Raw genomic sequence first — 24,230 nt, 5'->3', positions numbered from 1 at the left:
TTCGGGAGGCGACCGATGCCGCTGCAGGCCCAGCTTTGTTTGGCTTCCTGGAGCTACAGGCTGCCGGACTATGAGGTGGTGCGTTGGGACGAGCAGCGTTTCGACCCAGAATCACACCCCTTCACTGCGGCGGCTTATGCAGCAGGGCGCTATGCCTTTGTCTCAGACTACGTGCGCATGCATGCCCTGTTCTACGAGGGCGGCATCTATCTGGATGTCGACGTTGAGGTCTTGGCATCGCTTGACGAGTGTTTGGGCAGTGACTTCTTTATTGGTCTTGAGGATCATCAGCGCTTCGCGACATCTCTCATAGGTGCACGCGCGGGTCATTGGTTGCCGCGTGACATGCTGGCTTACTATGACAGTACTGCTTTTGAGATCGGTCGTCTGTCCGAGTTGGTCAACGTCAATGAGGTCAGTCGCCTGCTGTTAGCGCGTGGTTTTAATGGCGGGGGAGGCGAGGAGCTGCTTGCCTTAGAACGCGTCTATGGCATTGGCGCATTTGGTGCGGCACGCCCTGAACTCGCTTGTGCACCACGGGTTTACGCCAGACATTTGTTCGCTGGTACTTGGAGAACCAGCCGTGACAAAGGTTGGCTGAGCCGGGGGTGGCGTCGTTTGCGCAAGCTGCCAGAAATGCTTTCCGTTTGGGGGCGCCTTGGCTGTTATCGGATGCTGATGCTGAGTCGTGCGCAGAAGCGCTAGCGCAGGCATTTTTTTGATGCGCTGTCTTAGTTTGGGCAGAGTAGTACCCTTTGAGCCTGCCCTGTGACGCACTTGGCGACAGTTGCGGGCCCTCTCAATAGGCCAGTCCCAAGCACCAGCGTGGCGGTGCTATCGAGGCGTGGTCTAGATGAAATAAAGAGCGTCAGCCCGATTTGTAGCTGGTCCCATAGGGTGCGCCCCGCATGTTTGTGTCTTCCACAACCAGTGCCGGTATGAAGCTCTGCAACCGTGTGAGATGACTGGCCATCAGTGTTTGGATTGTATTAATTCGTTATTCAATCATTCCTGACCTGAAAAAGCCTATCTTTGGCATGATTCCAATAGAGCTCTTCTAGTTTTTTGATGGGGAAGTGGATGATCCTGCGCCGGCGGAGATAATTCTCGAGATGACGAAAATTGCGCCGCACGTGCCATCGTGTAAGCGGCAGGGTTTTCTGGCACAAGTCAAGAAAGTCGATCAGTCCGAAACTGTTTTCGCCTATTGTTAATATGTTCCCCAGATGTAGGGAGCGGAAATACAAGCGCTTGGTATGCAGTTCTAGGATAAATCTCGATAGCGCTGGCAGCAATTGCTCCAGCCTTTCGGGGTCGTTACGCAGCAGCTGCTCCAGCGACTGGCCTGCCAGGGGTAGATAGAGGCAGGCACTTAGGCCCTTTGATCGGTCGAGCCAGAAGGTTTCAGTAATTCTTGGGGTGACGATGCCCTGACGCTGCAATAGCTCGGCATTCCGAGCGAAGCGCTGGGCGGGCGGCATCAGGCGAGCAAGTGGAGCAGCCTTGCGTGTGTGGAAGATCTTGAGGAAGTGGCCATCGGCCAGCGCTACTACCTTGGGTCCACGAGCATCCTGCTCCAGCACTTTACCGCTGGCCAGCCAGCTTTCCAGTTCCTGCGCTGTTACAATCCGCATCGTTTTCCTCTAGCCAGTTTCGTGGGACATGCCGAATGGCCAATTCTACCCAGCAATCCAGCATGAAGGTGTATCTGCGGTTGCTGCGCTACGTGGTTCCTTATTGGGGACTGTTCACGATAAGCCTGGTGGGCTTCCTGATCTTCGCCTCGACCCAGCCCATGCTGGGCTACATTCTCAAATACTTCGTCGACGGCCTGTCCAACCCCGATGCCAGCCTGTTCGCCGGGGTGCCCTGGTTGTTGGAGCACGCGCCTTGGCTGGCCCATCTCAAGCTGCTGCAGGCCGTCCCGCTGCTGATCGTGCTGATCGCGCTGTGGCAGGGCGTTGGCTCCTTCCTCGGCAATTACTATCTCGCCAAGGTGTCCATGGGGCTGGTGCAGGATCTGCGCGTGGCGCTGTTCAACAATTTGCTGACCCTGCCCAACCGCTATTTTGACAACCACAACTCCGGCCATCTGATCTCGCGGATCACCTACAACGTGACCATGGTCACCGGGGCGGCCACCGATGCGATCAAGGTGGTGGTGCGTGAGGGCATGACGGTGGTGTTCCTGTTCGCCACCCTGCTGTGGATGAACTGGAAACTGACCCTGGTGATGGTGGCTATCCTGCCGGTGATCGGTCTGATGGTGACCAGCACCAGCAAGAAATTTCGCAAGCAGAGCAAGAAGATCCAGACCAGCATGGGCGACGTGACCCATGTGACCTCCGAGAGCATCCAGGGCTATCGCGTGGTGCGCAGCTTCGGCGGCGAGGACTATGAGAAGCAACGCTTCCTCGATGCCAGCGAGGCAAACAAGCTCAAGCAGCTGAAGATGGTCAAAACCAACGCGGTCTACACCCCCAGCCTGCAATTGGTGATCTACAGCGCCATGGCCGTGCTGATGTTTCTGGTGCTGCTGCTGCGCGGCGATGCGTCGGCCGGTGATCTGGTTGCATATATCACCCTGGCCGGTCTCCTGCCCAAGCCGATCCGCCAGCTTTCGGAGGTCAGCTCGACCATCCAGAAGGGCGTGGCCGGCGCCGAGAGCATCTTCGAGCAACTCGACGAGGTGCCGGAGGTCGATCACGGCACCCAGGAGAGTGAGCGCATCAGTGGGCGTCTCGAGGTGCGCGATCTCAGCTTCAGCTATCCGGGGGCGGAAAAACCGGTGCTGCAGGACATTTCCTTCGTCGCCGAACCCGGCCAGATGGTGGCGCTGGTGGGGCGTTCCGGCAGCGGCAAGTCGACCCTGGCCAACCTGATTCCGCGCTTCTATCACCATGAGCAGGGCAGCATCCTGCTCGATGGCGTGGATGTCGAGGACTACAGACTGCGCAACCTGCGCCGGCATATTGCGCTGGTCACCCAGCATGTCACCCTGTTCAACGACTCGGTGCGCAACAACATCGCCTATGGCGATCTGGCAGGAGCCCCGCTGGAGGCGGTGCAGCGGGCCGCCGGCGACGCCTATGCGGCGGAATTCATCGAGAAGATGCCGCAGGGTTACGACACCCTGGTCGGCGAAAACGGGGTGCTGCTCTCCGGCGGCCAGCGTCAGCGTCTGGCCATCGCGCGGGCGTTGCTCAAGGACGCCCCGCTGCTGATTCTCGACGAGGCTACGTCCGCGTTGGATACCGAGTCCGAGCGGCATATCCAGGCCGCGCTGGATCAGGTGATGCAAGGGCGTACCACGCTGGTGATCGCCCATCGCCTGACTACCATCGAGAAGGCCGATCTGATCCTGGTGATGGATCAGGGGCGGATCGTGGAGCGAGGCAGCCACGCCGAGTTGCTGGCGCACAACGGCTATTACACGCGCCTGCATGCCCGCCAGTTCGAAGAGGAAGTTGAGACCGTCGCCGATCAGGATGCGTGATCGACAGCTTCGATATTTGGCGTCGGCGGTTGGCTGATGCCTGGATGGGAGGCTCGGGCCGATTGGGCGGCTATGTTATGATCCGCGGCGTTTTCGACGCCCCGGAGCCCTCATGAAGCTGACCCTGCCCCGTTACGATCAAGCCCCCGTTCTGGTGGTGGGCGACGTCATGCTCGACCGCTACTGGCATGGCGGTACCTCGCGCATCTCGCCGGAAGCGCCGGTGCCGGTGGTGCGGGTCGAGCAGATCGAGGACCGTCCGGGCGGCGCGGCCAACGTCGCGCTGAACATCGCCGCGCTCGGCGCGCCGGCGCTGCTGGTGGGCGTCACCGGCGAAGACGAGGCGGCCGACAGCCTGACCGACAGCCTGGCCGCCGCCGGCGTCGAAGCGCATTTCCAGCGCCTCGACGACCAACCGACCATCGTCAAGCTGCGGGTCATGAGCCGTCACCAGCAACTGCTGCGCATGGACTTCGAAGAGCCCTTCAACACCGATGCCGGCGCCATGGCGCGTGAGGTCGAGGTCTTGCTCGCCGGGGTCAAGGTGCTGGTGCTGTCCGACTACGGCAAGGGGGCGCTGCAGAACCATCAGGCGCTGATCCAGGCTGCGCGCAAGAAGGGCATTCCGGTGCTGGCCGACCCCAAGGGCAAGGATTTTTCGATCTACCGCGGCGCCAGCCTGATCACCCCCAATCTGCACGAGTTCGAGACCATAGTCGGCGGGTGCAAGGATGAGGCCGAACTGGTGAGCAAGGGCGCCAGGCTGATGCGCGAACTGGACCTGGGGGCACTGCTCGTGACCCGCGGCGAGCACGGCATGACCCTGTTGCGTCCGGAACATGCGCCGCTGCATCTGCCGGCGCGCGCCCGTGAGGTGTTCGACGTCACCGGTGCCGGCGACACGGTGATTTCCACCCTGGCCGCCTCCATCGCCGCCGGCGAGGAACTGCCGCAGGCGGTGGCACTGGCCAACCTGGCCGCCGGTATCGTGGTCGGCAAGCTGGGCACCGCGGCCATCAGTGCCCCCGAACTGCGTCGCGCGGTGCAGCGTGAGGAGGGCTCCGAGCGTGGCGTGCTGAGCCTGGACCAACTGCTGATCGCCATCGAGGATGCGCGCGCCCACGGCGAGAAGATCGTCTTCACCAATGGCTGCTTCGACATTCTGCATGCCGGTCACGTGACTTACCTGGAACAGGCGCGCGCCCAGGGCGACCGCCTGATCGTGGCGATCAACGACGACGCCTCGGTCAGCCGCCTGAAGGGCCCGGGGCGGCCGATCAATGCGGTGGACCGGCGCATGGCGGTGCTCGCCGGTCTCGGTGCGGTGGACTGGGTGGTGAGCTTCGCCGAGGACACCCCGGAGCGCCTGCTCAAGCAGGTGCAGCCCGACGTGCTGGTCAAGGGTGGCGACTACGGCATCGACCAGGTGGTCGGCGCCGATATCGTTCAGGCCTACGGTGGCGAGGTGCGCGTGCTCGGCCTGGTAGAGAACAGCTCGACCACCGCCATCGTCGAGAAGATCCGCAACAAGTAACCGTGACGCCTGCATGAAAAAGCCCGCATTTGCGGGCTTTTTTGCTTAGAAGCGGAAAACTTCGGTGTCGATCGTTATCGGTTCGGCCACCGGGATCTTCGGGCCTGCCGGCTCCTGGGGTTTGGCCTTGGCGACCGGCGGCTTCTTGCGCTGCGGCTCGGGCGTGGGCTCTTCGATCGCGGCAAGCGGTTCGATGGCCACCGCCAATTCGGCTACCAGGCGCTGCAGCAGCGCACTCTGTGCCTTGACCTGTTCGGCCATGGTGCCACCGTGAATCTCTTCCAGGCGTACCAGGCGGCTGTCGCGCAGCTGGCCGCGGCGGTCGAGCAGGCGCCACTGGGCTTCTAGCACCGCTGGCACGCTCGGGCCCGAATCCAGGCGGGTGATGGTCAGCATGACCTGGGCGTCGGCGCTGAAGCCCGGTTCTGCCGGGGCCAGCGCCAGGCGCTGACTTTCCAGGCGCCAGGCCAGCTGGCGCAACAGCTGTTGATCGATATCGTTGGCCAGGCCGCTGGCCCAGCGCGCATCGCGTGCGGCTACCAGACTGCCGTCGGCCTGACGCTGCAGCAGGTGCTCCTGGCGCAGATAATCGGCGATGCTCACCGGGCCGATCAGCACCGCCATGCCGTTGTCCTTGGCTGGGGTGACGGCGCTGCCGCTGTCGAGCTGGTAGAGCGGCACCGGTTTCTGCTGCAGCAGGCTGCAACCGCTGAGCGTCAGCAGTGTGGTCAGAAACAGGGCCAGAGGGCGTACTACAGTCATCGTTCATTCCCGGCAGCCACCCATGGGCGGCTGCACATCAATGCATGGTCGTGCCGAAGGGGTCATCATCCCATGACCCGGACCGCGTATCATCCGTCAAACTGCGCCGCGACTCCAGCCTTGCCCGCTTGTCGGTCGCCGCAACGCCCGGGTCATTCCACCAGCAAGTGATCGACACGCTGAAAGCCTCGCGGCAGCTTGTTGCCGCGGCGGCCGCGTTCGCCCTTGTAGTGTTCCAGGTCGTCGGCCTTGAGCGTCAGGGTGCGCTTGCCGGCCTGCAGCACCAGCGAGCTGCCGCTGGGCAGGACGGCCAGATCGGTGAGGTATTCCTCGCGGCTGGCCACCCGCTCGCCGGGGATGCCGATGATCTTGTTGCCCTTGCCTTTGCCCAGTTGCGGCAGATCGGCGACCTTGAACAGCAGCAGGCGGCCCTCGGTGGTGACCGCTGCCAACCAGTCCTCCTCGACGCTGGCGACCGGTTTGGGAGCGACCACCCTGGCGCCATTGGGCAGGCTGAGCAGCGCCTTGCCGGCCTTGTTCTTGGCCTGCAGATCCTCGCCCTTGACCACGAAGCCGTAGCCGGCGTCGGAGGCGATCACGTACAGCGCGCTGTCCTCCGGCAGCAGCACGCATTCGAAGGTCGCGCCCGGCGGCGGGGTGAGGCGGCCGGTCAGCGGCTCGCCCTGGCCACGGGCCGACGGCAGGCTGTGGGCGGCGAGCGAATAGCTGCGCCCGGTGGAGTCGATAAACACCGAGTACTGGTTGGATCGGCCCGGCGCGGCGGCCTTGAAGCCGTCACCGGCCTTGTAGGACAGCCCCGTGGCGTCGATGTCGTGGCCCTTGGCGCAGCGCACCCAGCCCTTCTCCGATAGCACCACGGTGACCGGTTCGGTCGGCATCAGCTCGGTTTCCGACAGGGCACGGGCCTCGGCGCGGGCGATGATCGGCGAGCGACGCTCGTCGCCGTACTTCTCCGCGTCCTCGAGAATCTCCTTGCGCACCAGCTTCTTCAGCTTGGCTTCGCTGCCCAGTAGGGCCAGCAGCTTCTCGCGCTCCTTGGCCAGCTCGTCCTGCTCGCCACGGATCTTCATCTCTTCCAGGCGGGCCAGCTGGCGCAGACGGGTGTCGAGGATGTAGTCGGCCTGCACCTCGGTGAGACCGAAGGTCTCCATCAGCACCGGTTTCGGTTGATCTTCCGTGCGGATGATGCGGATCACTTCGTCGAGGTTGAGGAAGGCGATCAGCAAGCCTTCCAACAGGTGCAGGCGCTTCTCCACCTTGTCCAGGCGGAACTGCAAACGGCGGCGCACGGTGCCGACGCGGTACTCCAGCCATTCGCGCAGCAGGGTGCGCAGGTCCTTGACCTGCGGCTTGCCATCGAGGCCGATGACGTTGGTGTTGACCCGGTAGCTGGACTCCAGGTCGGTGGTGGCGAACAGGTGATTCATCAGCTCCGCGGCGTCGACGCGGTTGGAGCGCGGGATGATGACGATGCGGGTCGGGTTCTCGTGGTCCGACTCGTCGCGCAGGTCGGCGACCATCGGCAGCTTCTTGGCCTGCATCTGTGCGGCGATCTGCTCCAGCACCTTGGAACCCGACACCTGATGCGGCAGGGCGGTGACGATGATGTCGCCGTCCTCGACGCGATAGACGGCGCGCATGCGCACGGAGCCGCGGCCGCTCTCGTAGAGCTTCAGCAGGTCGGCCTTGGGCGTGATGACCTCGGCTTCGGTGGGGAAGTCCGGGCCCTGAATGTGTTCGCACAGCTGCTCGACCGTTGCGCCCGGCTCGTCCAGTAGACGCACGCAGGCGGCGGCGACCTCGCGCAGGTTGTGCGGCGGCACGTCGGTAGCCATGCCCACGGCGATGCCGGTGGTGCCGTTAAGCAGCAGGTTGGGCAGGCGTGCCGGCAGCGTCGCCGGCTCGTTGAGGGTGCCGTCGAAGTTCGGCACCCAATCCACGGTGCCCTGGCCCAGTTCACTCAGCAGCACTTCCGAGTAGCGCGACAGGCGCGCCTCGGTGTAGCGCATGGCGGCGAAGGATTTGGGATCGTCCGGTGCGCCCCAGTTGCCCTGGCCATCGACCAGGGTGTAGCGGTAGGAAAACGGCTGCGCCATCAGCACCATGGCCTCGTAGCAGGCGCTGTCACCATGCGGGTGGAACTTGCCGAGCACATCACCGACGGTGCGCGCCGACTTCTTGTGTTTGGCATCGGCGTCCAGGCCCAGCTCGCTCATGGCGTAGACGATGCGCCGCTGCACGGGCTTGAGGCCGTCGCCGATATGCGGCAGGGCGCGATCCATGATCACGTACATGGAGTAGTTGAGATAAGCCTGCTCGGTGAAGTCGGCCAGCGACCGACGCTCCACGCCTTCCAGGCTCAAATCGAGGGATTCGCTCATGCGGGCCTCATTGCAAGGTTGATTGGCGCAGCACCAGGGTGCCGCCCTTCTGAGAAAATTCGAGTTGTTTCAGCGCGCTCATGCCCAGCAGCACCTCGTCGCCATCCATGCCGGGGGCGATCAGCGCGGCGACGTCGCGCAGTTCGATATCGCCCAGGCGCAGACTGGCCAGGCGCGTGCGATGCCCAGTGGCGCGGCCGTTGGCGGTGCTGATGATGATCGGCGCGCCCTGTTCCAGGCCGAGGCGCTCGGCCAGGGCGCTGGGAACCGCGACCTGGGTGGCGCCGGTGTCGAGCAGGAAGGTGACGGTCTTGCCGTCGATCTGCCCGTTCACCAGGTAATGGCCCTGGCGGCTGCTGGCCAGGCGTACCTCGACGAAACCGTCGCCATGCACGGACTGCGGCGCCTGGTTGGGGTTGCGTTGCCGGTCTTCCCAATTGCCGAAGAAATGCGTGGCCAGCAGCAGGCCGGCGCCCCAGGCGAGCACCCACATCACCCGCCCGGCGCGGCGCCCCGGGGTCTGCTCGCTCACGGCCGGCGGCTCCAGCCGCCCGTGGGTACGGCGAAGTGCCAGACCAGCGGGCGCTGCTCACCATCGGCGCGGGTCAGGCCGCCGTTGTCGACGCCGATCCAGGCGCCGTCCTTGTCGATCCACAGGGCTTCGGCCATGCCGTAGTCCGGCGCGTAGCGACGCTGCTCGGCCAGCGCCTCGCCGGCGAACGACCAGCACAGCTCCGGCTCGCCATTGCTTAAGGTACGCCGACAGATGCGATGGGCCTGGCGCTCCAGGGTGAAGAGTTTCTCTTCGAAGTAGGCCAGGCCGGCGAAATCGCGTGGCGCCGGATGACCACCGAGCGCCATGGGCGAGGGTTCCTCGCCGCTCTCGCTGACCAGCACGCAGCCGCCGGTGCAGCGCCAGCTGCCGCCGCTGCCATGCAGCACGGTCAGGCCGCGGCGGCGCCGTTCGGCTGCGAGCCACAGGCGTTCGCCGTTCGGGTCGACGGCGATGCCCTCGAACCCCTGGTTGAAGTGCAGCAGCATGCCGCTGGCGCGGGCCTGACGGACCAGACCGTCGGGCAGGTTGAGCCACTGCGCGCCGCCGGCGCTATTGACCTGCAGCACAGCGGCGCGCGTCTCGCTGATCAGGTAACGATTGCCCTGGGTATCGCAGGACAGGCCCTCGAAGTCCAGCTTGCCACCCCGCACCTGGCCGGCGACCCAGTTGCGCATGCGCAGGCCCCAGGGTAGCGCGCTCTCCGGTGGCTCGGGGGCGACGAAGGGTTCGCCCTCGGCACGCAGCAGACCGTCTTCCTCCTGCAGCCGGTAAAGGGCCGCATCGTCGCGGTCGGATACCGCCCACAGCGCCTCGCCGCACTGGGCCAGGCCGGACAGGTTGCCGCCGGCCATCCCTTCCACCGGGTATTCGGCCTGCAGTTCGAGTTCCTCCAGCGCGGGCGGCTCGGCCTGTGCCACGCCGGCCAGCAGGCCGAGGGCAAGGAAAAGCATGTGCATCAGGCCAGTACCTCGGCCAGGTTGCCCTTGGTTTCCAGCCAGCTCTTGCGATCGCCGGCGCGTTTCTTCGCCAGCAGCATGTCCATCACCTCGCGGGTGCCCTCGAAATCATCCAGGGTCAGCTGCACCAGGCGCCGGGTGTTGGGGTCCATGGTGGTTTCGCGCAGCTGCGGCGGGTTCATCTCGCCGAGGCCCTTGAAGCGGGTGACCTGCGGCTTGCCGCGGCGCTTCTCGGCTACCAGGCGGTCGAGGATGCCGTCGCGCTCGGCGTCGTCCAGGGCGTAGAAGATCTCCTTGCCCAGGTCGATGCGGTACAGCGGCGGCATGGCCACGTAGACGTGGCCGGCGTCGACCAGGGCGCGGAAGTGGCGGACGAACAGGGCGCACAGCAGGGTGGCGATGTGCAGGCCGTCGGAGTCGGCGTCGGCGAGGATGCAGATCTTGCCGTAGCGCAGCTGGCTCAGGTCGCTGGAGCCGGGATCGATGCCGATGGCCACGGCGATATCGTGCACTTCCTGGCTGGCCAGCACCTCGCTGCCGTCGACTTCCCAGGTATTCAGGATCTTGCCGCGCAGCGGCATGATCGCCTGGAACTCCTTGTCGCGCGCCTGCTTGGCGCTGCCGCCGGCCGAATCACCCTCGACCAGGAACAGCTCGCAGCGCAGCGGGTTCTGCCCGGCGCAGTCGGCCAGCTTGCCGGGCAGCGCCGGGCCCTGGGTGATCTTCTTGCGCTCGACCTTCTTGCCCGCCTTGAGGCGCCGGCCGGCGTTGCTGATGGCCAGCTCGGCCAGGGCCAGGCCGGTTTCCGGGTGGGCGTTCAGCCACAGGCTAAAGGCGTCTTTCACGACGCCCGAGACGAAGGCGGCGGCCTCGCGCGAGGACAGGCGCTCCTTGGTCTGCCCGGAGAACTGGGCGTCCTGCATCTTCATCGAGAGGACGAAGGCGATGCGTTCCCAGACGTCTTCCGGGGCCAGTTTCACCCCGCGCGGCAGCAGGTTGCGGAACTCGCAGAACTCGCGCATGGCGTCCAGCAGGCCCTGGCGCAGGCCGTTGACGTGGGTGCCGCCCTGGGCGGTGGGGATCAGGTTGACGTAGCTTTCCTGCAGGCTCTCGCCGCCCTCCGGCAGCCACAGCAGGGCCCAGTCCACCGCTTCCTTGTTGCCGGCCAGGCTGCCGACGAACGGTTCGGCGGGCAGACGCTCGAACTCGCTGACGGCATCGACCAGGTAGGAGCGCAGGCCGTCTTCATACAGCCACTCGACCTGCTCGCCGCTGGCTTTGTCAGTGAAGCTGACCGAGAGCCCCGGGCACAGCACGGCCTTGGCCTTGAGCACGTGCTTGAGGCGGCTGACCGAGAACTTGAAGGAGTCGAAGTACTTGGCGTCCGGCCAGAAGTGCACGCTGGTGCCGGTATTGCGCTTGCCGACCGTGCCGACCACTTCCAGTTCGCTGGCCTTGAAGCCGTCGGCGAAGCTCATGCGGTATTCGTTGCCGTCGCGCTTGACGGTCACCACTACACGGGTCGACAGGGCGTTGACCACGCTGATGCCGACGCCGTGCAGGCCGCCGGAGAACTGGTAGTTCTTGTTGCTGAACTTGCCGCCGGCATGCAGCTTGGTGAGGATCAGCTCGACGCCCGGCACGCCTTCTTCCGGGTGGATGTCCACCGGCATGCCGCGACCATCGTCGAGCACTTCCAGCGAATTGTCCTCGTGGAGGATCACCTGGATCGCCTTGGCGTGCCCGGCCAGCGCCTCGTCGACGCTGTTGTCGATGACTTCCTGGGCCAGGTGGTTGGGCCGCGTGGTGTCGGTGTACATGCCCGGGCGTTTGCGCACCGGGTCGAGGCCGGAAAGGACTTCGATGGCATCGGCGTTGTAGGCGTTCTGTTGAGCCATGGGTCTCGCGTCGTGTTAAAGGTCGGAAAAGTCGATATCGCGCCAGAGTGTGGCGGCAATCCCGGCAAAAGCGAAGAGCATCGGCAGGCGTTCGGCGAAACCCTGGAAGCCGTGGTCGCCGCCGGCCTGGATGCGCAGGGCGCAGGCGCGGTAGTAGCGCTCGGCGTCGCGATAATCGAGGGTCTCGTCACCGGTCTGCAGCCAGACCTGGTAGCGCGCGGCGTCGTTGGGGGGCGCCACTTCGAGCTCGGCCAGGGCGACGACGTGATCATGGGTCAATTCCCAGGTCTCGTCGCTGTAGTAATTCTTCTGCGGGCCGAGGTAGCCGTCGAAACGCAGGTGCGGGCGTACCGCGGGGTTGATCAGCAGCGCCCTGAGCCCGTGGCGCTCGGCCAGATGGGTGGCGTAGTAGCCGCCCAGCGAACTGCCCACCAGCAGCGGCGCGCCGAGCTCGGCGATCAGCGTCTCCAGCTGCGCCATGGCCTGGCGTGGATGATGATGCAGCGCCGGCACCCGCAGCCGGCCGGCAAGATCCAGGCGGGCCATGGCGCGGCTCAGCTGACTGGCCTTGTGCGAGGCCGGCGAGCTGTTGAGGCCGTGGATATAGAGGATGGTTGCGGTCATGGGGCGGGAGGCTACTAGCCAAGCGAGGCAAGCTGCAAGCCACAAGCGGGTAGTAGCGAACGTATTCGCGATGGGGTTGCCACGAGTCAAGCGCAGCGGCGCCCGTTCGTTCCTGCAGGGGAGGGGTAGCTCAATAACCCTTGACGCTGTAATCCACCTCGAAATGGATGCCGGTGACCCGCGATACGCCGGTTTCCAATCCGCCGTCGTCATGCAGGCGCAGCCAGCGATAGCCGGGGGCTTCGCTGCCGACCTGGAACTCCTCGCTGCCGGGGGCGAACTGCACGCAGGTCGACGGCGAGGCGAGCAGGCGCAGGTCGTCACGCGACTGGTCGAACTCCTGGTGGACATGCCCCCAGAGCAGGGCGCGTGCCTGCGGATGGCGCTCGAGCACGGCGAACAGGGCCTCGGGGTTGCGCAGGCCGATCGGCTCCATCCACTTGCAGCCGATCGACACCGGGTGATGATGCAGGCAGATCAGGTGATGGCGCTGCGGCGCCTCGCTCAACGCCCGCTCCAGCAACTCGAGCTGGCTGCCTTCGAGGTAGCCGGGTACCGCGCCGGGGATCGAGGAGTCGAGCAGCACGATGCGCCAGGCGCCGAGATCGATCACCGGCTCCAGCAGCGCGCTGCCGTTGCAGGCGGCACGCATGGGCGGGACTTCGTCGTGATTGCCGGCCAGCCAGCGCGCCGGCGCATCGATGGCGGCGGTAAGGCTGCGAAAACGTTCGTAGGAGGCCAGGCTGCCATCTTGCGAGAGGTCGCCGGTGGCCAGGATCAGGTCGATCCGCGGCTGCTCCTGCTGCACCCGCTCGATCACCCGGCGCAGGCTGTCGCAGGTATCCATGCCCAGCAGCTTGCCGTCCGCTTCGGCGAACAGGTGGCTGTCGGACAGCTGTACCAGCAGGACCGAGGTGTCAGCGGCAGTGGGGGGCAGGCTCGGCAAGACCGTCTCCTAGGACGCGGTAAGGTGAATTATGGTGGTTGCCGGGGCAAAGGGAAAACCCGCGAAGCGGACGCAGATCACAGAAAAAAACGCCGGGAGCGTTTTTGACGTCGCCTGCGACGGCCGCCAGGGATGGCAGGCCACAAAGGCGGCGTCGTCCTATCGGCCAGCTGGCGAAAAGCTTGACGGATGCTCGGCTCAGAACACCGGCTGGGCTTCGTGGCCACAGGCCAGGCAATGACTCAGCCATTCGCCGAGAAACAGGTTGAGCTGGCTCTTCTCGTCCGGCTGGTGCATGGCGGCATTGGGATAAGGGTAGCGGATATGCAGGCGGCGGGCATTCTCGGCACCGACCACTTCTGCCATGCGCGCGTCGTGGTAGACCCGTACGTCCAGCTGCGGCACCGGCAGCCAGGGCAGGCTGTGCTCCTGCCGCACGCGCAGGGTAGTGGTATAGGGGCAGGCTTCGAGCACTTCCAGGTTGAGCACGCCGAGCAGATGATCGCCCTGGCTCAGGGCTACGCGGCGTGCCTGGCGTTCGCTGCGCATCTGCGGCAGCAGGCGCATCAGGCGCACGTAGTTGGCCTCGCAGGCGGCCTGCAGCTCGACCAGATCGACCCGGTAGCGCTCGCGCACCAGGTTCATGACCACAGCCCCCGCACTTCGTCGCGGTTCAGCGCCAGCCACTGCAGCGCGATGATGCTGGCGGCATTGTCGATGCGGCCGTCCTTCACCGCGGTCAGGGCATCTTCCAGCGGCCAGACGTGCACGCGGATGTCCTCGCCCTCGTCGGCCAGGCCATGCACGCCGCCGGCGCCTTCGCTGCTGCAGCGGCCAAGGAACAGGTGCACGCGCTCGTCCGAGCCGCCGGGGGAGGGAAAGTACTGGGTGATCGGCCACAACGAGGTCAGGCTCAGGTCGGCTTCCTCGATGGCTTCGCGGCGGGCGACCTCCTCGGGCTCCTCGTCCTTGTCGATCAGGCCGGCGACCAGCTCCAGCAGCCAGGGATTGGCACTCTTGTCCATGGCGCCGACGCGGAACTGCTCGATCAGCACCACCTCGTCGCGCTGTGCGTCGTAGGGCAGCACGCACACCGCATCGTGGCGCACGAACAGCTCGCGGCCGAGTTCCGGCCCCATGCCGCCGGCGAACTGGCGATGACGCAGGCGCAGCCGGTCGAGCCGATAGAAACCGCTGAAGCAGGTCTCGCGCTCGATGATGTCGACATCGTCTTTGCCCATAAGGCATTCCCCCAACTGGCAGTAACGGGCCAGTTGGCCCGTTACCTTGCACACTAGCGAGCATTGCGCCTGCCGATCAAGCCCGGCGGACGGAAAGCGCCGGCTACACCTTCTGGTACAACTGACTGCCCTGCGCCTTGAACTCCGCGGCCTTGGCCTGCATGCCCTGCTCGGCGTCCAGGTCGAGGGTGTCGATGCGCTGTTCCTTAGCATAGTCGCGCACTTCCTGGGTGATCTTCATCGAGCAGAACTTCGGCCCGCACATGGAGCAGAAGTGCGCCACCTTGGCCGAATCCTTCGGCAGGGTCTCGTCATGGAAGGCGCGCGCGGTGTCCGGGTCCAGGCCGAGGTTGAACTGGTCTTCCCAGCGGAACTCGAAGCGCGCCTTGGAGAGCGCGTTGTCGCGGATCTGCGCGCCCGGATGGCCCTTGGCGAGGTCGGCGGCATGGGCGGCGATCTTGTAGGTGATGATGCCGGTCTTCACGTCATCCTTGTTCGGCAGGCCGAGGTGCTCCTTGGGCGTGACGTAGCAGAGCATGGCGCAGCCGAACCAGCCGATCATCGCGGCGCCGATGCCGCTGGTGATGTGGTCGTAACCGGGGGCGATGTCGGTGGTCAGCGGGCCGAGGGTGTAGAAGGGCGCCTCGTCGCAGCATTCCAGCTGCTTGTCCATGTTCTCCTTGATCAGCTGCATCGGCACGTGGCCGGGGCCTTCGATCATGCACTGCACGTCGTGCTTCCAGGCGATCTTGGTCAGCTCGCCGAGGGTCTCCAGCTCGCCGAACTGCGCGGCGTCGTTGGCGTCGGCGATCGAGCCGGGACGCAGGCCGTCGCCCAGCGAGAAGCTGACGTCGTAGGCCTTCATGATTTCGCAGATTTCCTCGAAGTTCGTGTAGAGGAAATTCTCCTTGTGGTGCGCCAGGCACCACTTGGCCATGATCGAGCCGCCGCGCGAGACGATGCCGGTGACGCGCTTGGCGGTCAGCGGCACATAGCGCAGCAGCACGCCGGCGTGGATGGTGAAGTAGTCCACGCCCTGTTCGGCCTGTTCGATCAGGGTGTCGCGGAACAGCTCCCAGGTCAGGTCCTCGGCGATGCCGCCGACCTTCTCCAGGGCCTGGTAGATCGGCACGGTGCCGATCGGTACCGGCGAGTTGCGAATGATCCACTCGCGGGTCTCGTGGATGTGCTTGCCGGTGGACAGGTCCATCACCGTGTCCGAGCCCCAGCGGATGCCCCAGGTCAGCTTGGCCACTTCCTCCTCGATGGAGGAGCCCAGCGCCGAGTTGCCGATGTTGCCGTTGATCTTCACCAGGAAGTTGCGGCCGATGATCATCGGCTCCAGTTCCACGTGGTTGATGTTCGCCGGAATGATTGCCCTGCCGCGGGCCACTTCGCTGCGCACGAACTCGGGGGTGATTTCCTTGGGGATCGAGGCGCCGAAGCTATGGCCTGCGTGCTGTTCGTTGAGCAGCCCGGCTTCGCGCGCCTCGGCCAGCTTCATGTTCTCGCGGATGGCGACGTATTCCATCTCGGGGGTGATGATGCCCTGTTTGGCGTAGTGCATCTGGCTGACGTTCTTGCCCGCCTTGGCCCGGCGCGGATTGCGCACGTGGGCGAAGCGCATGGCGGTCAGCTCGGCGTCGTTCAGGCGGCGCTGACCGAACTCGGAGGACAGCCCCGGCAGCTTCTCGGTGTCGCCGCGGTCCTCGATCCAGGCGCTACGCACGTCGGCCAGCCCCTTGCGCACGTCGATGGTCACGTTCGGATCGGTATAGGGGCCGGAGGTGTCGTAGACGGTGACCGGCGCGTTGATCTCGCCACCGAAGTCGGTCGGCGTCACGTCCAGGCTGATCTCGCGCATCGGCACGCGGATATCCGGGCGCGAGCCCTGAACATAGACCTTCTGCGAACGGGGGAAGGGTTGCACGGACTGCTGGTCGACCTGGGCGGACTCACTCAGGTTCTGTTGTTGTTTTGCGCTCATCAAGGCTCTCCAGGGCTGAATGTCGGAGCGAACCTGGGAAGGAGTGAGCGGCGATAGGCGCACCATGGAGCGGTGCCGAGAGGACTCGCCGGGTGGCGAGGACATCTTGTTCCCTACGCAGGCCTTAACCTGATCAGGTTCAACGGGATCCGGCTGCTGCCAATCTCAGCCCCGCACATGGGGCACCCCGACAAGAACCCGGGCAGTCTAATCAAGCTTTCGCAATAAAACCAACCCGAGAGTCAGAAAAGCCCGACCCGTGCGTCGGAAATCGACTGCTGCGGTTGGGCTTGGCGGATTGTTCCAGGCGGGCAACATAGCTTGTTGCCAGCTAGACTGATGCCGTTTGCGGCGCGCTTGACCCCCGCCCGCGGCGCCCCGTAGCCTTTGCCGCTTACCGCCCCATTCAAGGATCGACTTCCATGCTGCGCAGACTTTCCCTGGCTGTCGCCATCTCCGCCGCTTCGCTGGGCCTGGTACAGGCCGAAGAGGCCACGTTGTCTCCCAAGACCGATCTGGTGACCGTCTACCAGGAGGCGGCGAAGAACAACGCCGATATTGCCGCCGCGCGCGCCGATTACCAGGCGCGTCGCGAAGTGGTGCCGCAGGCGCGGGCGGGGCTGCTGCCCAATCTGTCGGCCGGCGCCACCTACGGCGACACGCGCACCGAAATCGACTCCCCGAGTGTGACGCTCTCGCGCAGCGGTCTGGTCTATCAGGCCAACCTCAGCCAGCCACTGTTTCGCGCCGACCGCTGGTTTCAGCTGCAGGCGGCCGAAGCCAGCAGCGAGCAGGCGGCACTGGAGCTTTCTGCCACCGAGCAGAACCTGATCCTGCAGAGCGCCGAGACCTACTTCGCCGTGCTGCGCGCGCAGGATACCCTGGCCTCGACCAAGGCCGAGGAAGCGGCGTTCAAGCGCCAGCTGGACCAGGCCAACGAGCGTTTCGACGTGGGCTTGTCGGACAAGACCGACGTGCTCGAGGCGCAGGCCGGTTTCGACACCGCGCGCGCCAACCGCATCCTCGCCGAGCGCGCGGTGGAGGACGCCTTCGAGGCGCTGGTGACCCTGACCAACCGCAGTTACGCGGCGGTCGAAGGCATAGTCCATACCCTGCCGGTGCTGGCACCGACGCCGAATGACGCCAAGGCCTGGGTCGACACCGCGGCCGCGCAGAACCTCAACCTGCAGGCCAGCTATTACGCGGTGGACGCTGCCGAGGAGACCCTGCGTCAGCGCAAGGCCGGCCATGCGCCGACCCTGGATGCGGTGGCGAGCTACCAGCAGGGCGACAACGACAGCCTGGGCTTCAGCAATTCCGGCGCCTTTGGCGCGCAGCGCTACAGCGACGACGTATCGCAGCGCTCCATCGGCCTGCAGCTGAACATCCCGCTGTACAGCGGCGGCCTGACCAGTTCGCAGGTACGCGAGGCCTATCAGCGTCTGGGGCAGACCGAGCAACTGCGCGAGAGCCTGCGTCGCCAGGTGGTGCAGAGCACCCGCAACCTGTTCCGTGCGGTCAATACCGACGTGGAAACCGTACAGGCGCGCAGGCAATCGATCATCTCCAACCAGAGCGCGCTGGAAGCCACCGAGATCGGCTACCAGGTCGGCACCCGCAACATCGTCGACGTGCTCGACGCCCAGCGCCAGCTGTACAGCTCGGTGCGCTTCTACAACGATGCACGCTACGACTACATCATCAACAACCTGCGCCTGAAACAGGCCGCCGGCACCCTCAGTCCGGCCGACCTGGAAGCGCTGGGCAGCTTCCTCAAGCCGGACTACAACCCGGATCAGGACTTCCTGCCGCCGGACCTGGCCTCGGCCGCCGAGGCGCGCCTGCAGGGCGATCCCGAGTTCTGAGGCGCTCGCGTCAAGAAAAAGGCTAGGTGCCCCCTTTGGTCCTACGGGAGCCAGATCGGCGCATCGACAACTAACGGGGACATAGCCAAGGAAGGGTGTAGCCCGGATTGCATCCGGGCTACGGGCGACGCCCCTCCAGCAGCCTTTTCAGCTCCGCCAGCAGGCGCTCCAGCGCGCCCTGGTTGGCCTTGAGCACTTGCAATCCGGCGTGTCGCATGCGCTCGCTGCGATCGGGCTCGCGCCATAGCGCCTCGACCTCGCCGGCCAGGTCGCTGGCGCTCCGTACCTCGCCCAGCGCACCGGCCTCGCGCAGCTGCGCGGCGATCTCGAGGAAATTGAACAGGTGCGGGCCACTCAGCACCGGTTTGCCCAGGGCGGCCGGCTCCAGCAGGTTGTGCCCGCCGTTGGCCACCAGGCTGCCGCCGACGAACGCGACATCGGCCAGGGCGTAGAGAAACAGCAGCTCGCCCATGGTGTCGCCGAGCAGCACCTGGTCAGCGGCTTGCACGGTTTCGCCGCTGGAGCGGCGGCGGGTGCTCAGACCCTGGCGCTGGCACAGTTCGTAGACGGCGTCGAAGCGTTCCGGATGGCGCGGCACCAGCAGCAGCAGCGCATCGGGCCGTTGCTCGAGCAACTGCCGGTGAGCGGCGAGGACGATCTCGTCCTCGCCGGCATGGGTGCTGGCGGCGATCCACAGCGGACGGAGCTCGGCTTGCCACTGGCGGCGCAGGTCGGCGGCGCGTTGCGCAAGGTGTGGATCGATGTGTAGGTCGAACTTGATCGAGCCGGTGACCTCGACGCATTCGTGGCGTGCCCCCAGGATCAGGAAGCGCTCGGCTTCGGTCCGGGTCTGCACCGCGATCAGCGACAGTTCGGCGAGCATCGGCGAGGTGAGTTTGCCAAAGCGCGCATAGCCGCGCGCCGAGCGTTCGGACAGTCGCGCGTTGGCCAGCACCACCGGAATGCCGCGTCTGGCGCACTGGTGGATATGGTTGGGCCACAGCTCGGTTTCCATCACCACCGCCAGCCTGGGGCGTGCCCGCTCGAGGAAGCGCGCGGCGGCCCAGGGCAGGTCGTAGGGCAGGTAGCAGTGCTGCACGCTGTCGCCGAACAGCGCCTGGATGCGTTCGGAGCCGGTCGGCGTCATGCAGGTGACGGTGATGGGCAGCTCGGGATGGCGCGCCTGCAGGGCGCGGATCATCGGCGCGGCGGCGATGCTTTCGCCCACCGAGACGGCATGCACCCAGATACCGCCGGGCTGCAGCGGCGGCAGGGCGAAGGAAAAACGCTCCCTGATGCGCCGCGAATAGGCCGCCGCCTTGCGTGCGCGCAGGGCCAGGCGCAGGGCGATCAGGGGCAGGGCCAGGTGCAGCAGCAGGGTATAGAGGGTTCTGTTCATGGGCGCGCAGCTTAGGGGCTGTCGTCGGGTCGTCGCAAGCCGCGTTGCCGAGAGGGCGGCGGGCCCCGGTCAGGCCTGCGGGCGCAGCAGCTCGCGCGCCAGGCAGTCGGCGAGCCAGTGGGCCGCCGGGCCGAGCGCTTCGTCGCGTCGGCAGACCAGTTCCACTACCAGCGGCGGCGGGGTCCAGTCGCTGCCCAGCACCACCAGTTGTCCCTGGTAGGTCGGATACTGCGCCACGTGGCGCGGCAGCCAGGCCCAGCCCAGGCCGCGGATCACCAGCTCGGCCATCACGTAGAAGCTGTCGGCGCGCCAGACCAGTGGGCTGATCTGCTCGCCGCCGGGATACTGGCTGTCCTGCGGCGCCATCAGCAACTGGCGGTGGCGGGCCAGGGTCCGACGCTCGGCGTGGCCGCCTGCGGCCAGCGGATGCGCGGCGCCACACACGGTGAGCATCTCGATGGTGCCCAGGCGCTGGCGCTCCAGCTCGCGCGGCATCTGCTCATGGTGGAACAGCAGGCCGAGGTCGGCCTGGCGCTGCAGCAGCTTGCGCGCCACGTCGCCCTGGGCGGCGCTGGCCAGTTGCACCTCCAGCAGGGGGAAGGCGCCGGCCAGCGCCTCCAGGCTGGCCAGCACCGGCTGATAGGGCATGGCCTCGTCCTGGGCCAGGCGCAGGCGGGCCTCCTCGCCGCGGGCCAGGCCCATGGCCCGGCCGTCGAGACGTTCGCATTGCTGCAGCACGCTGCGCGCCTCTTCCAGCAGCGCCGTGCCGGCCTCGGTCAGGCGTGGCTGGCGGCCGCTGCTGCGATCGAACAGCGTCACGCCGAGGTCGGCCTCCAGCAGGGCGATGGCCGAGCTCACCGCCGATTGTGCGCGCCCCACTTCCCGCGCCACGGCGGAGAAGGAGCGGCATTCGGCGGTGCGGACGAACAGCTGCAACTGATCGAGGTTCCAGTTCATGTGTCAACCTATCTCCGAATCAGATGGGTAATCACTTTATCCCATCGCTGCTGGCCGTAGAATCGCCCTGTCTTCAGGAGTCGCCGCCATGCCCGGATACCTCTACCTCGCCATTGCCATCGCCGCCGAAGTGGTGGCCACCACCTCGATGAAGGCCATCGACGGCTTCAACAAGCCGCTGCCGCTGCTGCTGGTGGTGGCCGGCTACGCCATCGCCTTCTGGATGCTGACCCTCGTGGTGCGCACCATCCCGGTGGGCATCGCCTACGCCATCTGGGCCGGCCTGGGGATCGTCCTGGTCAGCATCGCCGCGCTGGTGCTCTACCAGCAGAAGCTCGATCTGCCGGCGGTGCTGGGCATGGGCCTGATCGTCAGCGGGGTGCTGGTGATTCAGCTGTTCTCGCAGTCCACCGGGCACTGAGCGCCGTCGCAAGCACAGGTTGAAAGCGCCTGACGGGTTGCGGCCGAGCTGCCGCTTGCAGCCTGCCGCTCGCCCAGGGGTTATACTTGCGCCCCTGTTTCCGGCGAGGCCCGTTCATGTCCCAGTCCCTCAGCACCGATGTCCTGATCGTCGGCGGCGGAATCGCCGGCCTCTGGCTCAATGCGCGTCTGCGCCGCCAGGGCTTCGCCACCCTGCTGGTGGAAAAGGGCAGCCTCGGCGGCGGACAGAGCGTGAAGTCCCAGGGCATCATCCACGGCGGTGCCAAGTACGCCCTGCACGGTGCCCTGAGCGGTGCCTCCGAGGCCATCGCCGACATGCCGCGGCGCTGGCGCGAGGCGCTGGCCGGCGGCGGCGAGCTGGACCTGTCCGGCGTGCGCGTGCTCTCCGATGCCCATTACCTGTGGTCGCCGGGCACCCTGGCCGGCAACCTGACCAGCTTCTTCGCCAGCAAGGCGGTGCGCGGGCGGGTCGACCAGGTCAAGGGCGAGCAGTTGCCTCCGGCGTTGCAGCATCCGAAGTTCAAGGGCAAGGTCTACCGCCTGGCCGAGCTGGTGCTCGACGTGCCCAGCCTGATCGCGCGCCTGGCCGAGCTGGCCGGCGACGGCCTGCTGGCGGCCCGGCAGATCGAGCCGCTGCGCGAGCACGGCGAGCTGCGCGGCCTGCGGGTCGACGGCCGCGAGATTCGCGCCCGGCGCGTGGTGCTCAGCGCCGGCGCCGGCAATGCCGAGCTGCTCGCCGCGCTGGGCATCGAACAGCCCAAACAGCAACTGCGCCCGCTGCACATGGTGCTGGCCAAGGGGCCGGCGCTGAAGCCGCTGTATGCCCACTGCCTGGGCGGCGGGCCGAAGCCGCGGGTGACCGTCACCACTCATCCGGCGGCCGACGGCCAGTGGGTCTGGTACCTCGGCGGCGACCTGGCCGAGACCGACGGCGTAGCCCGCGACGAGGCCGCGCAGATCCGCGCCGCGCAGCAGGAAATGGCCGAGCTGCTGCCCTGGGTCGATCAGGCGCAGACCCGTTGGGCGACCCTGCGCGTCGACCGCGCCGAGCCGGCGCAAAGCGGCCTGGTGCGCCCGGACAACGCCTTTCTCGCCGAGCAGTCATCCTTGCTGGTGGGCTGGCCGACCAAGCTGGCGCTGGCCCCGGACTTCGCCGATCGCGTGCTGGCCGCGCTGGATCGCGACGGCGTGCAGCCCGGCCGCCATGCGCCGCTGCCGCAGTTGCCGCGCCCGCCCGTGGCGCCGCCAGCATGGGAGGAGTTGCTGCCATGAAAGCGACCCTGCACGATCTGCACCGCCCGCTCGGTTCCACCGGACTGCTGGTCTCGCCGCTGGGCCTGGGTACGGTCAAACTGGGCCGCGACCAGGGGGTGAAGTACCCCAACGGCTTCAGCATCCCCGACGATGCCCAGGCCGCCGCGCTGATCCGCCAGGCCCACGAGCTGGGCATCAACCTGATCGATACCGCGCCGGCCTATGGCCTCAGCGAGCAGCGCCTCGGCCCGCTGCTGCGCGGTCAGCGCGACGCCTGGGTGATCGTCAGCAAGACCGGCGAGGAATTCGAGGACGGTCAGTCGCGCTTCGACTTCTCCCCGGCGCACACCCGCCTGTCGGTGGAACGCAGCCTGAAACGCCTGGAGACCGATCGCATCGACCTGCTGCTGGTGCATTCCGACGGCAACGACCTGGCGGTTTTGCGGGAAAGCGGCGTGTACGAGACCCTCGCCGCGCTCAAGCGCGAGGGCAAGATTCTCGCCTACGGCATTTCCGGCAAGACCGTCGAGGGCGGGCTGCTGGGGCTCGAGCAGGGCGACTGCGCGATGGTCACCTACAACCTCGGCGAGCAGGGCGAGAAGCCGGTGCTGGACTACGCTGCCAGTCACGCCAAGGGCATCCTGATCAAGAAGGCCCTGGCCAGCGGGCACGCCTGCCTGGCCGATGGCGTCGATCCGGTGCGCGCCAGCTTCGAGCTGATCTTCGATCATCCCGCTGTCAGCAGCGCCATCGTCGGCACCATCAATCCGGCGCACCTGGCCGCCAACGTGGCCACAGTGGTGGCGGTGATCCAAGACATCTGCTGAAGCCTCTGCTTACAAGGAGGCGGGTTGTGCGCGGACGGCGCTCTGGCGCAGCCTGATATGCCGTTTCGCAACCCGTGGACCCGCCTGGTGGCGGATTCGCGCCCTGCCTGAAGAAGGAGTCGAGATGTCGCGCACGCTGATCCGCAAGGACCCGGGCAACTTCAAGACCCTGCCGCTGTTCGTCGAGGCCGCCCCCGAGGGGCTGAGCTACCAGAGCCTGGGGCAGCCGCTGAATTTTCGCCAGATGCTCGAACGGCGCCGGCCGCTGCAGCTGGCCGACAGCTGGCGTTTCGCCGCCGAGCTGGCCAATCTCGGCGTCTCGGTGCGTCTGACCCTGCGTGTGCAGGGGCGCGACTACTGGCTGCTGGTGCGTCAGCAACGCCCGGATCGCGGCGACACGGTGCTCAAGCTGATTTCCGGTTATGTGCCGGCCCACGAGCTGAACCTGCCGCTGCTCACCGCCATCCAGGAGGTCGCCGAGGAGTGCCTGCTGGAAACGGCCGATGGCTGGTTGGCCGGGCGCTTCGCCGATACCTGGTTGCCGACGCCCTACCAGGGGGCTCTGCGCTACCGCGAGAGCAGCCATTTCCGCCTCGGGCCGCTGTCGGGCTCGGCGCGTCCGGTGCAGTGCGGCAACCTGACCCTGCTGGAGCGCCCGCGCGCCTACGTGCATCTGCCCACCGCCTCGTTGCAGCTGGTCTACGACATGAGCCTCGAGTTGCCGCGCGATGCGCGCCAGCTGAGCCTGTTCCATGTCGACGAGCGCCTGGAGGACGGCTGCCTGGTGGCGCGCCTGGAACGACGGCGGCCCGACATCTACCTGCTGGCCTTGCACCAGGGACTGCCCAGCGGCGAGCTGTTCACCCTGAAGAAGGGGGTGCTGCTGCCGGCCAGTACCCGCGGCCTGTGGTTGTCGGAGAGCTTCGCCGAGCAGGACGGCTGGCTGGTGCGTGACGAGCGGATTCGCTGGAAGGATTGGCTGCAGCGCTGTGGCGCGCAAACGCCGCGGCGGCGTGCGCTGCTCGGCGTGTCCTAGGCGGCGCTATGCGCCCCAGGTTTCCCGGATCAGCGCAAGGCCACCGGCA

21 protein-coding genes and 1 riboswitch are annotated in these 24,230 nt (G+C 66.3%); of the genes, 8 read left to right on the top strand and 13 right to left on the bottom strand.

Translation table 11 applies throughout. The features are described 5' to 3' along the window. The first annotated feature begins 15 nt into the window (after positions 1–15). The gene (locus tag ACUTAF_RS18480) at positions 16–705 is read left to right on the top strand and encodes a glycosyltransferase family 32 protein (protein WP_445581332.1); all 690 of its coding nucleotides are present in this window, start codon (positions 16–18) and stop codon (positions 703–705) included. Between the two features lie 296 nt (positions 706–1,001). On the opposite strand, the gene ACUTAF_RS18475 is transcribed toward ACUTAF_RS18480, so the two are convergent. Next, a complete protein-coding gene (locus tag ACUTAF_RS18475) occupies positions 1,002–1,634 on the bottom strand; it encodes a BUD32 family EKC/KEOPS complex subunit (protein ID WP_445581331.1) in 633 nt (210 codons plus the stop codon). 35 nt (positions 1,635–1,669) lie between these two features. Here ACUTAF_RS18475 and msbA point away from each other — a divergent pair, with 35 nt between their 5' ends. Both msbA and hldE read left to right on the top strand, forming a co-directional pair. Continuing rightward, on the top strand, positions 1,670–3,496 hold the full coding sequence (gene msbA, locus ACUTAF_RS18470) for a lipid A export permease/ATP-binding protein MsbA (RefSeq protein ID WP_445581330.1): 1,827 nt from the start codon (positions 1,670–1,672) through the stop codon (positions 3,494–3,496). Between the two features lie 112 nt (positions 3,497–3,608). Continuing rightward, positions 3,609–5,030, top strand: coding sequence for a bifunctional D-glycero-beta-D-manno-heptose-7-phosphate kinase/D-glycero-beta-D-manno-heptose 1-phosphate adenylyltransferase HldE (hldE, locus tag ACUTAF_RS18465; RefSeq protein ID WP_445581329.1), 1,422 nt, complete (start codon positions 3,609–3,611; stop codon positions 5,028–5,030). A 45-nt stretch (positions 5,031–5,075) separates the two neighbouring features. Here hldE and ACUTAF_RS18460 read toward each other — a convergent pair whose 3' ends face one another. The 10 genes from ACUTAF_RS18460 to thiC form a co-directional block, all read right to left on the bottom strand. After that, positions 5,076–5,792: a PqiC family protein gene (locus ACUTAF_RS18460; protein WP_445581328.1), complete on the bottom strand. Its 717-nt coding sequence runs from the start codon at positions 5,790–5,792 to the stop codon at positions 5,076–5,078. A gap of 152 nt (positions 5,793–5,944) precedes the next feature. After that, positions 5,945–8,194 carry a DNA topoisomerase IV subunit A gene (parC, locus tag ACUTAF_RS18455; protein WP_445581327.1) on the bottom strand — a complete coding sequence of 750 codons (2,250 nt, stop codon included), beginning with the start codon at positions 8,192–8,194 and terminating at the stop codon, positions 5,945–5,947. A 7-nt stretch (positions 8,195–8,201) separates the two neighbouring features. Then, entirely contained in the window at positions 8,202–8,687 is a 486-nt protein-coding gene (locus tag ACUTAF_RS18450; RefSeq protein ID WP_445582476.1) for a retropepsin-like aspartic protease family protein, read from the bottom strand. A 35-nt stretch (positions 8,688–8,722) separates the two neighbouring features. Continuing rightward, complete coding sequence (locus ACUTAF_RS18445; protein WP_445581326.1) at positions 8,723–9,706, bottom strand: esterase-like activity of phytase family protein; 984 nt, start codon at positions 9,704–9,706, stop codon at positions 8,723–8,725. Continuing rightward, complete coding sequence (gene parE / locus ACUTAF_RS18440; RefSeq protein ID WP_445581325.1) at positions 9,706–11,604, bottom strand: DNA topoisomerase IV subunit B; 1,899 nt, start codon at positions 11,602–11,604, stop codon at positions 9,706–9,708. The genes ACUTAF_RS18445 and parE overlap by 1 nt, the downstream gene beginning before the upstream one ends. A gap of 15 nt (positions 11,605–11,619) precedes the next feature. Then, on the bottom strand, positions 11,620–12,228 hold the full coding sequence (locus ACUTAF_RS18435; RefSeq protein ID WP_445581324.1) for a YqiA/YcfP family alpha/beta fold hydrolase: 609 nt from the start codon (positions 12,226–12,228) through the stop codon (positions 11,620–11,622). A gap of 130 nt (positions 12,229–12,358) precedes the next feature. Then, on the bottom strand, positions 12,359–13,174 hold the full coding sequence (cpdA, locus tag ACUTAF_RS18430; RefSeq protein ID WP_445581323.1) for a 3',5'-cyclic-AMP phosphodiesterase: 816 nt from the start codon (positions 13,172–13,174) through the stop codon (positions 12,359–12,361). A gap of 198 nt (positions 13,175–13,372) precedes the next feature. Then, complete coding sequence (locus ACUTAF_RS18425) at positions 13,373–13,825, bottom strand: DUF1249 domain-containing protein (protein WP_445581322.1); 453 nt, start codon at positions 13,823–13,825, stop codon at positions 13,373–13,375. After that, positions 13,816–14,415, bottom strand: coding sequence for an NUDIX domain-containing protein (locus ACUTAF_RS18420; RefSeq protein ID WP_445581321.1), 600 nt, complete (start codon positions 14,413–14,415; stop codon positions 13,816–13,818). The genes ACUTAF_RS18425 and ACUTAF_RS18420 overlap by 10 nt, the downstream gene beginning before the upstream one ends. 103 nt (positions 14,416–14,518) lie before the next feature. Continuing rightward, positions 14,519–16,402 (bottom strand): phosphomethylpyrimidine synthase ThiC, encoded by a 1,884-nt coding sequence (gene thiC / locus ACUTAF_RS18415; protein WP_445581320.1) that lies wholly within the window; start codon positions 16,400–16,402, stop codon positions 14,519–14,521. Between the two features lie 93 nt (positions 16,403–16,495). Continuing rightward, positions 16,496–16,602: riboswitch (TPP riboswitch) on the bottom strand. A 222-nt stretch (positions 16,603–16,824) separates the two neighbouring features. Between thiC and ACUTAF_RS18410 the strand changes: the two genes are divergently transcribed. Next, positions 16,825–18,267, top strand: coding sequence for a TolC family outer membrane protein (locus tag ACUTAF_RS18410; RefSeq protein ID WP_445581319.1), 1,443 nt, complete (start codon positions 16,825–16,827; stop codon positions 18,265–18,267). A 118-nt stretch (positions 18,268–18,385) separates the two neighbouring features. Here ACUTAF_RS18410 and waaA read toward each other — a convergent pair whose 3' ends face one another. Both waaA and ACUTAF_RS18400 read right to left on the bottom strand, forming a co-directional pair. Then, positions 18,386–19,666 (bottom strand): lipid IV(A) 3-deoxy-D-manno-octulosonic acid transferase, encoded by a 1,281-nt coding sequence (gene waaA / locus ACUTAF_RS18405; protein WP_445581318.1) that lies wholly within the window; start codon positions 19,664–19,666, stop codon positions 18,386–18,388. Between the two features lie 69 nt (positions 19,667–19,735). Further along, complete coding sequence (locus ACUTAF_RS18400) at positions 19,736–20,623, bottom strand: LysR family transcriptional regulator (RefSeq protein WP_445581317.1); 888 nt, start codon at positions 20,621–20,623, stop codon at positions 19,736–19,738. Positions 20,624–20,711: 88 nt separating this feature from the next. Here ACUTAF_RS18400 and ACUTAF_RS18395 point away from each other — a divergent pair, with 88 nt between their 5' ends. The 4 genes from ACUTAF_RS18395 (at position 20,712) to ACUTAF_RS18380 (ending at position 24,181) form a co-directional block, all read left to right on the top strand. After that, complete coding sequence (locus ACUTAF_RS18395; protein ID WP_445581316.1) at positions 20,712–21,044, top strand: DMT family transporter; 333 nt, start codon at positions 20,712–20,714, stop codon at positions 21,042–21,044. A 116-nt stretch (positions 21,045–21,160) separates the two neighbouring features. After that, a complete protein-coding gene (locus ACUTAF_RS18390) occupies positions 21,161–22,336 on the top strand; it encodes an NAD(P)/FAD-dependent oxidoreductase (RefSeq protein ID WP_445581315.1) in 1,176 nt (391 codons plus the stop codon). Next, entirely contained in the window at positions 22,333–23,145 is an 813-nt protein-coding gene (locus ACUTAF_RS18385; protein ID WP_445581314.1) for an aldo/keto reductase, read from the top strand. The genes ACUTAF_RS18390 and ACUTAF_RS18385 overlap by 4 nt, the downstream gene beginning before the upstream one ends. Before the next feature lie 124 nt (positions 23,146–23,269). Beyond that, positions 23,270–24,181, top strand: coding sequence for a metal ABC transporter ATPase (locus tag ACUTAF_RS18380; RefSeq protein ID WP_445581313.1), 912 nt, complete (start codon positions 23,270–23,272; stop codon positions 24,179–24,181). The last annotated feature ends 49 nt before the right edge of the window (positions 24,182–24,230 follow it).

It is taken from the genome of Pseudomonas sp. SP16.1 (genome assembly GCF_052682975.1).
Note: the sequence above shows the minus strand (reverse complement) of the source record. Positions and strands in the feature narration are given on the sequence as shown.

Bases quoted from the DNA above. Each gene is read 5' to 3' on its own strand.
- ACUTAF_RS18480 (WP_445581332.1), top strand. From the start codon at position 16: ATGCCGCTGCAGGCCCAGCTTTGTTTGGCTTCCTGGAGCTACAGGCTG.
- ACUTAF_RS18475 (WP_445581331.1), bottom strand. From the start codon at position 1,634: ATGCGGATTGTAACAGCGCAGGAACTGGAAAGCTGGCTGGCCAGCGGT.
- msbA (WP_445581330.1), top strand. From the start codon at position 1,670: ATGGCCAATTCTACCCAGCAATCCAGCATGAAGGTGTATCTGCGGTTG.
- hldE (WP_445581329.1), top strand. From the start codon at position 3,609: ATGAAGCTGACCCTGCCCCGTTACGATCAAGCCCCCGTTCTGGTGGTG.
- ACUTAF_RS18460 (WP_445581328.1), bottom strand. From the start codon at position 5,792: ATGACTGTAGTACGCCCTCTGGCCCTGTTTCTGACCACACTGCTGACG.
- parC (WP_445581327.1), bottom strand. From the start codon at position 8,194: ATGAGCGAATCCCTCGATTTGAGCCTGGAAGGCGTGGAGCGTCGGTCG.
- ACUTAF_RS18450 (WP_445582476.1), bottom strand. From the start codon at position 8,687: ATGTGGGTGCTCGCCTGGGGCGCCGGCCTGCTGCTGGCCACGCATTTC.
- ACUTAF_RS18445 (WP_445581326.1), bottom strand. From the start codon at position 9,706: ATGCACATGCTTTTCCTTGCCCTCGGCCTGCTGGCCGGCGTGGCACAG.
- parE (WP_445581325.1), bottom strand. From the start codon at position 11,604: ATGGCTCAACAGAACGCCTACAACGCCGATGCCATCGAAGTCCTTTCC.
- ACUTAF_RS18435 (WP_445581324.1), bottom strand. From the start codon at position 12,228: ATGACCGCAACCATCCTCTATATCCACGGCCTCAACAGCTCGCCGGCC.
- ACUTAF_RS18420 (WP_445581321.1), bottom strand. From the start codon at position 14,415: ATGGGCAAAGACGATGTCGACATCATCGAGCGCGAGACCTGCTTCAGC.
- thiC (WP_445581320.1), bottom strand. From the start codon at position 16,402: ATGAGCGCAAAACAACAACAGAACCTGAGTGAGTCCGCCCAGGTCGAC.
- ACUTAF_RS18410 (WP_445581319.1), top strand. From the start codon at position 16,825: ATGCTGCGCAGACTTTCCCTGGCTGTCGCCATCTCCGCCGCTTCGCTG.
- waaA (WP_445581318.1), bottom strand. From the start codon at position 19,666: ATGAACAGAACCCTCTATACCCTGCTGCTGCACCTGGCCCTGCCCCTG.
- ACUTAF_RS18400 (WP_445581317.1), bottom strand. From the start codon at position 20,623: ATGAACTGGAACCTCGATCAGTTGCAGCTGTTCGTCCGCACCGCCGAA.
- ACUTAF_RS18395 (WP_445581316.1), top strand. From the start codon at position 20,712: ATGCCCGGATACCTCTACCTCGCCATTGCCATCGCCGCCGAAGTGGTG.
- ACUTAF_RS18390 (WP_445581315.1), top strand. From the start codon at position 21,161: ATGTCCCAGTCCCTCAGCACCGATGTCCTGATCGTCGGCGGCGGAATC.
- ACUTAF_RS18385 (WP_445581314.1), top strand. From the start codon at position 22,333: ATGAAAGCGACCCTGCACGATCTGCACCGCCCGCTCGGTTCCACCGGA.
- ACUTAF_RS18380 (WP_445581313.1), top strand. From the start codon at position 23,270: ATGTCGCGCACGCTGATCCGCAAGGACCCGGGCAACTTCAAGACCCTG.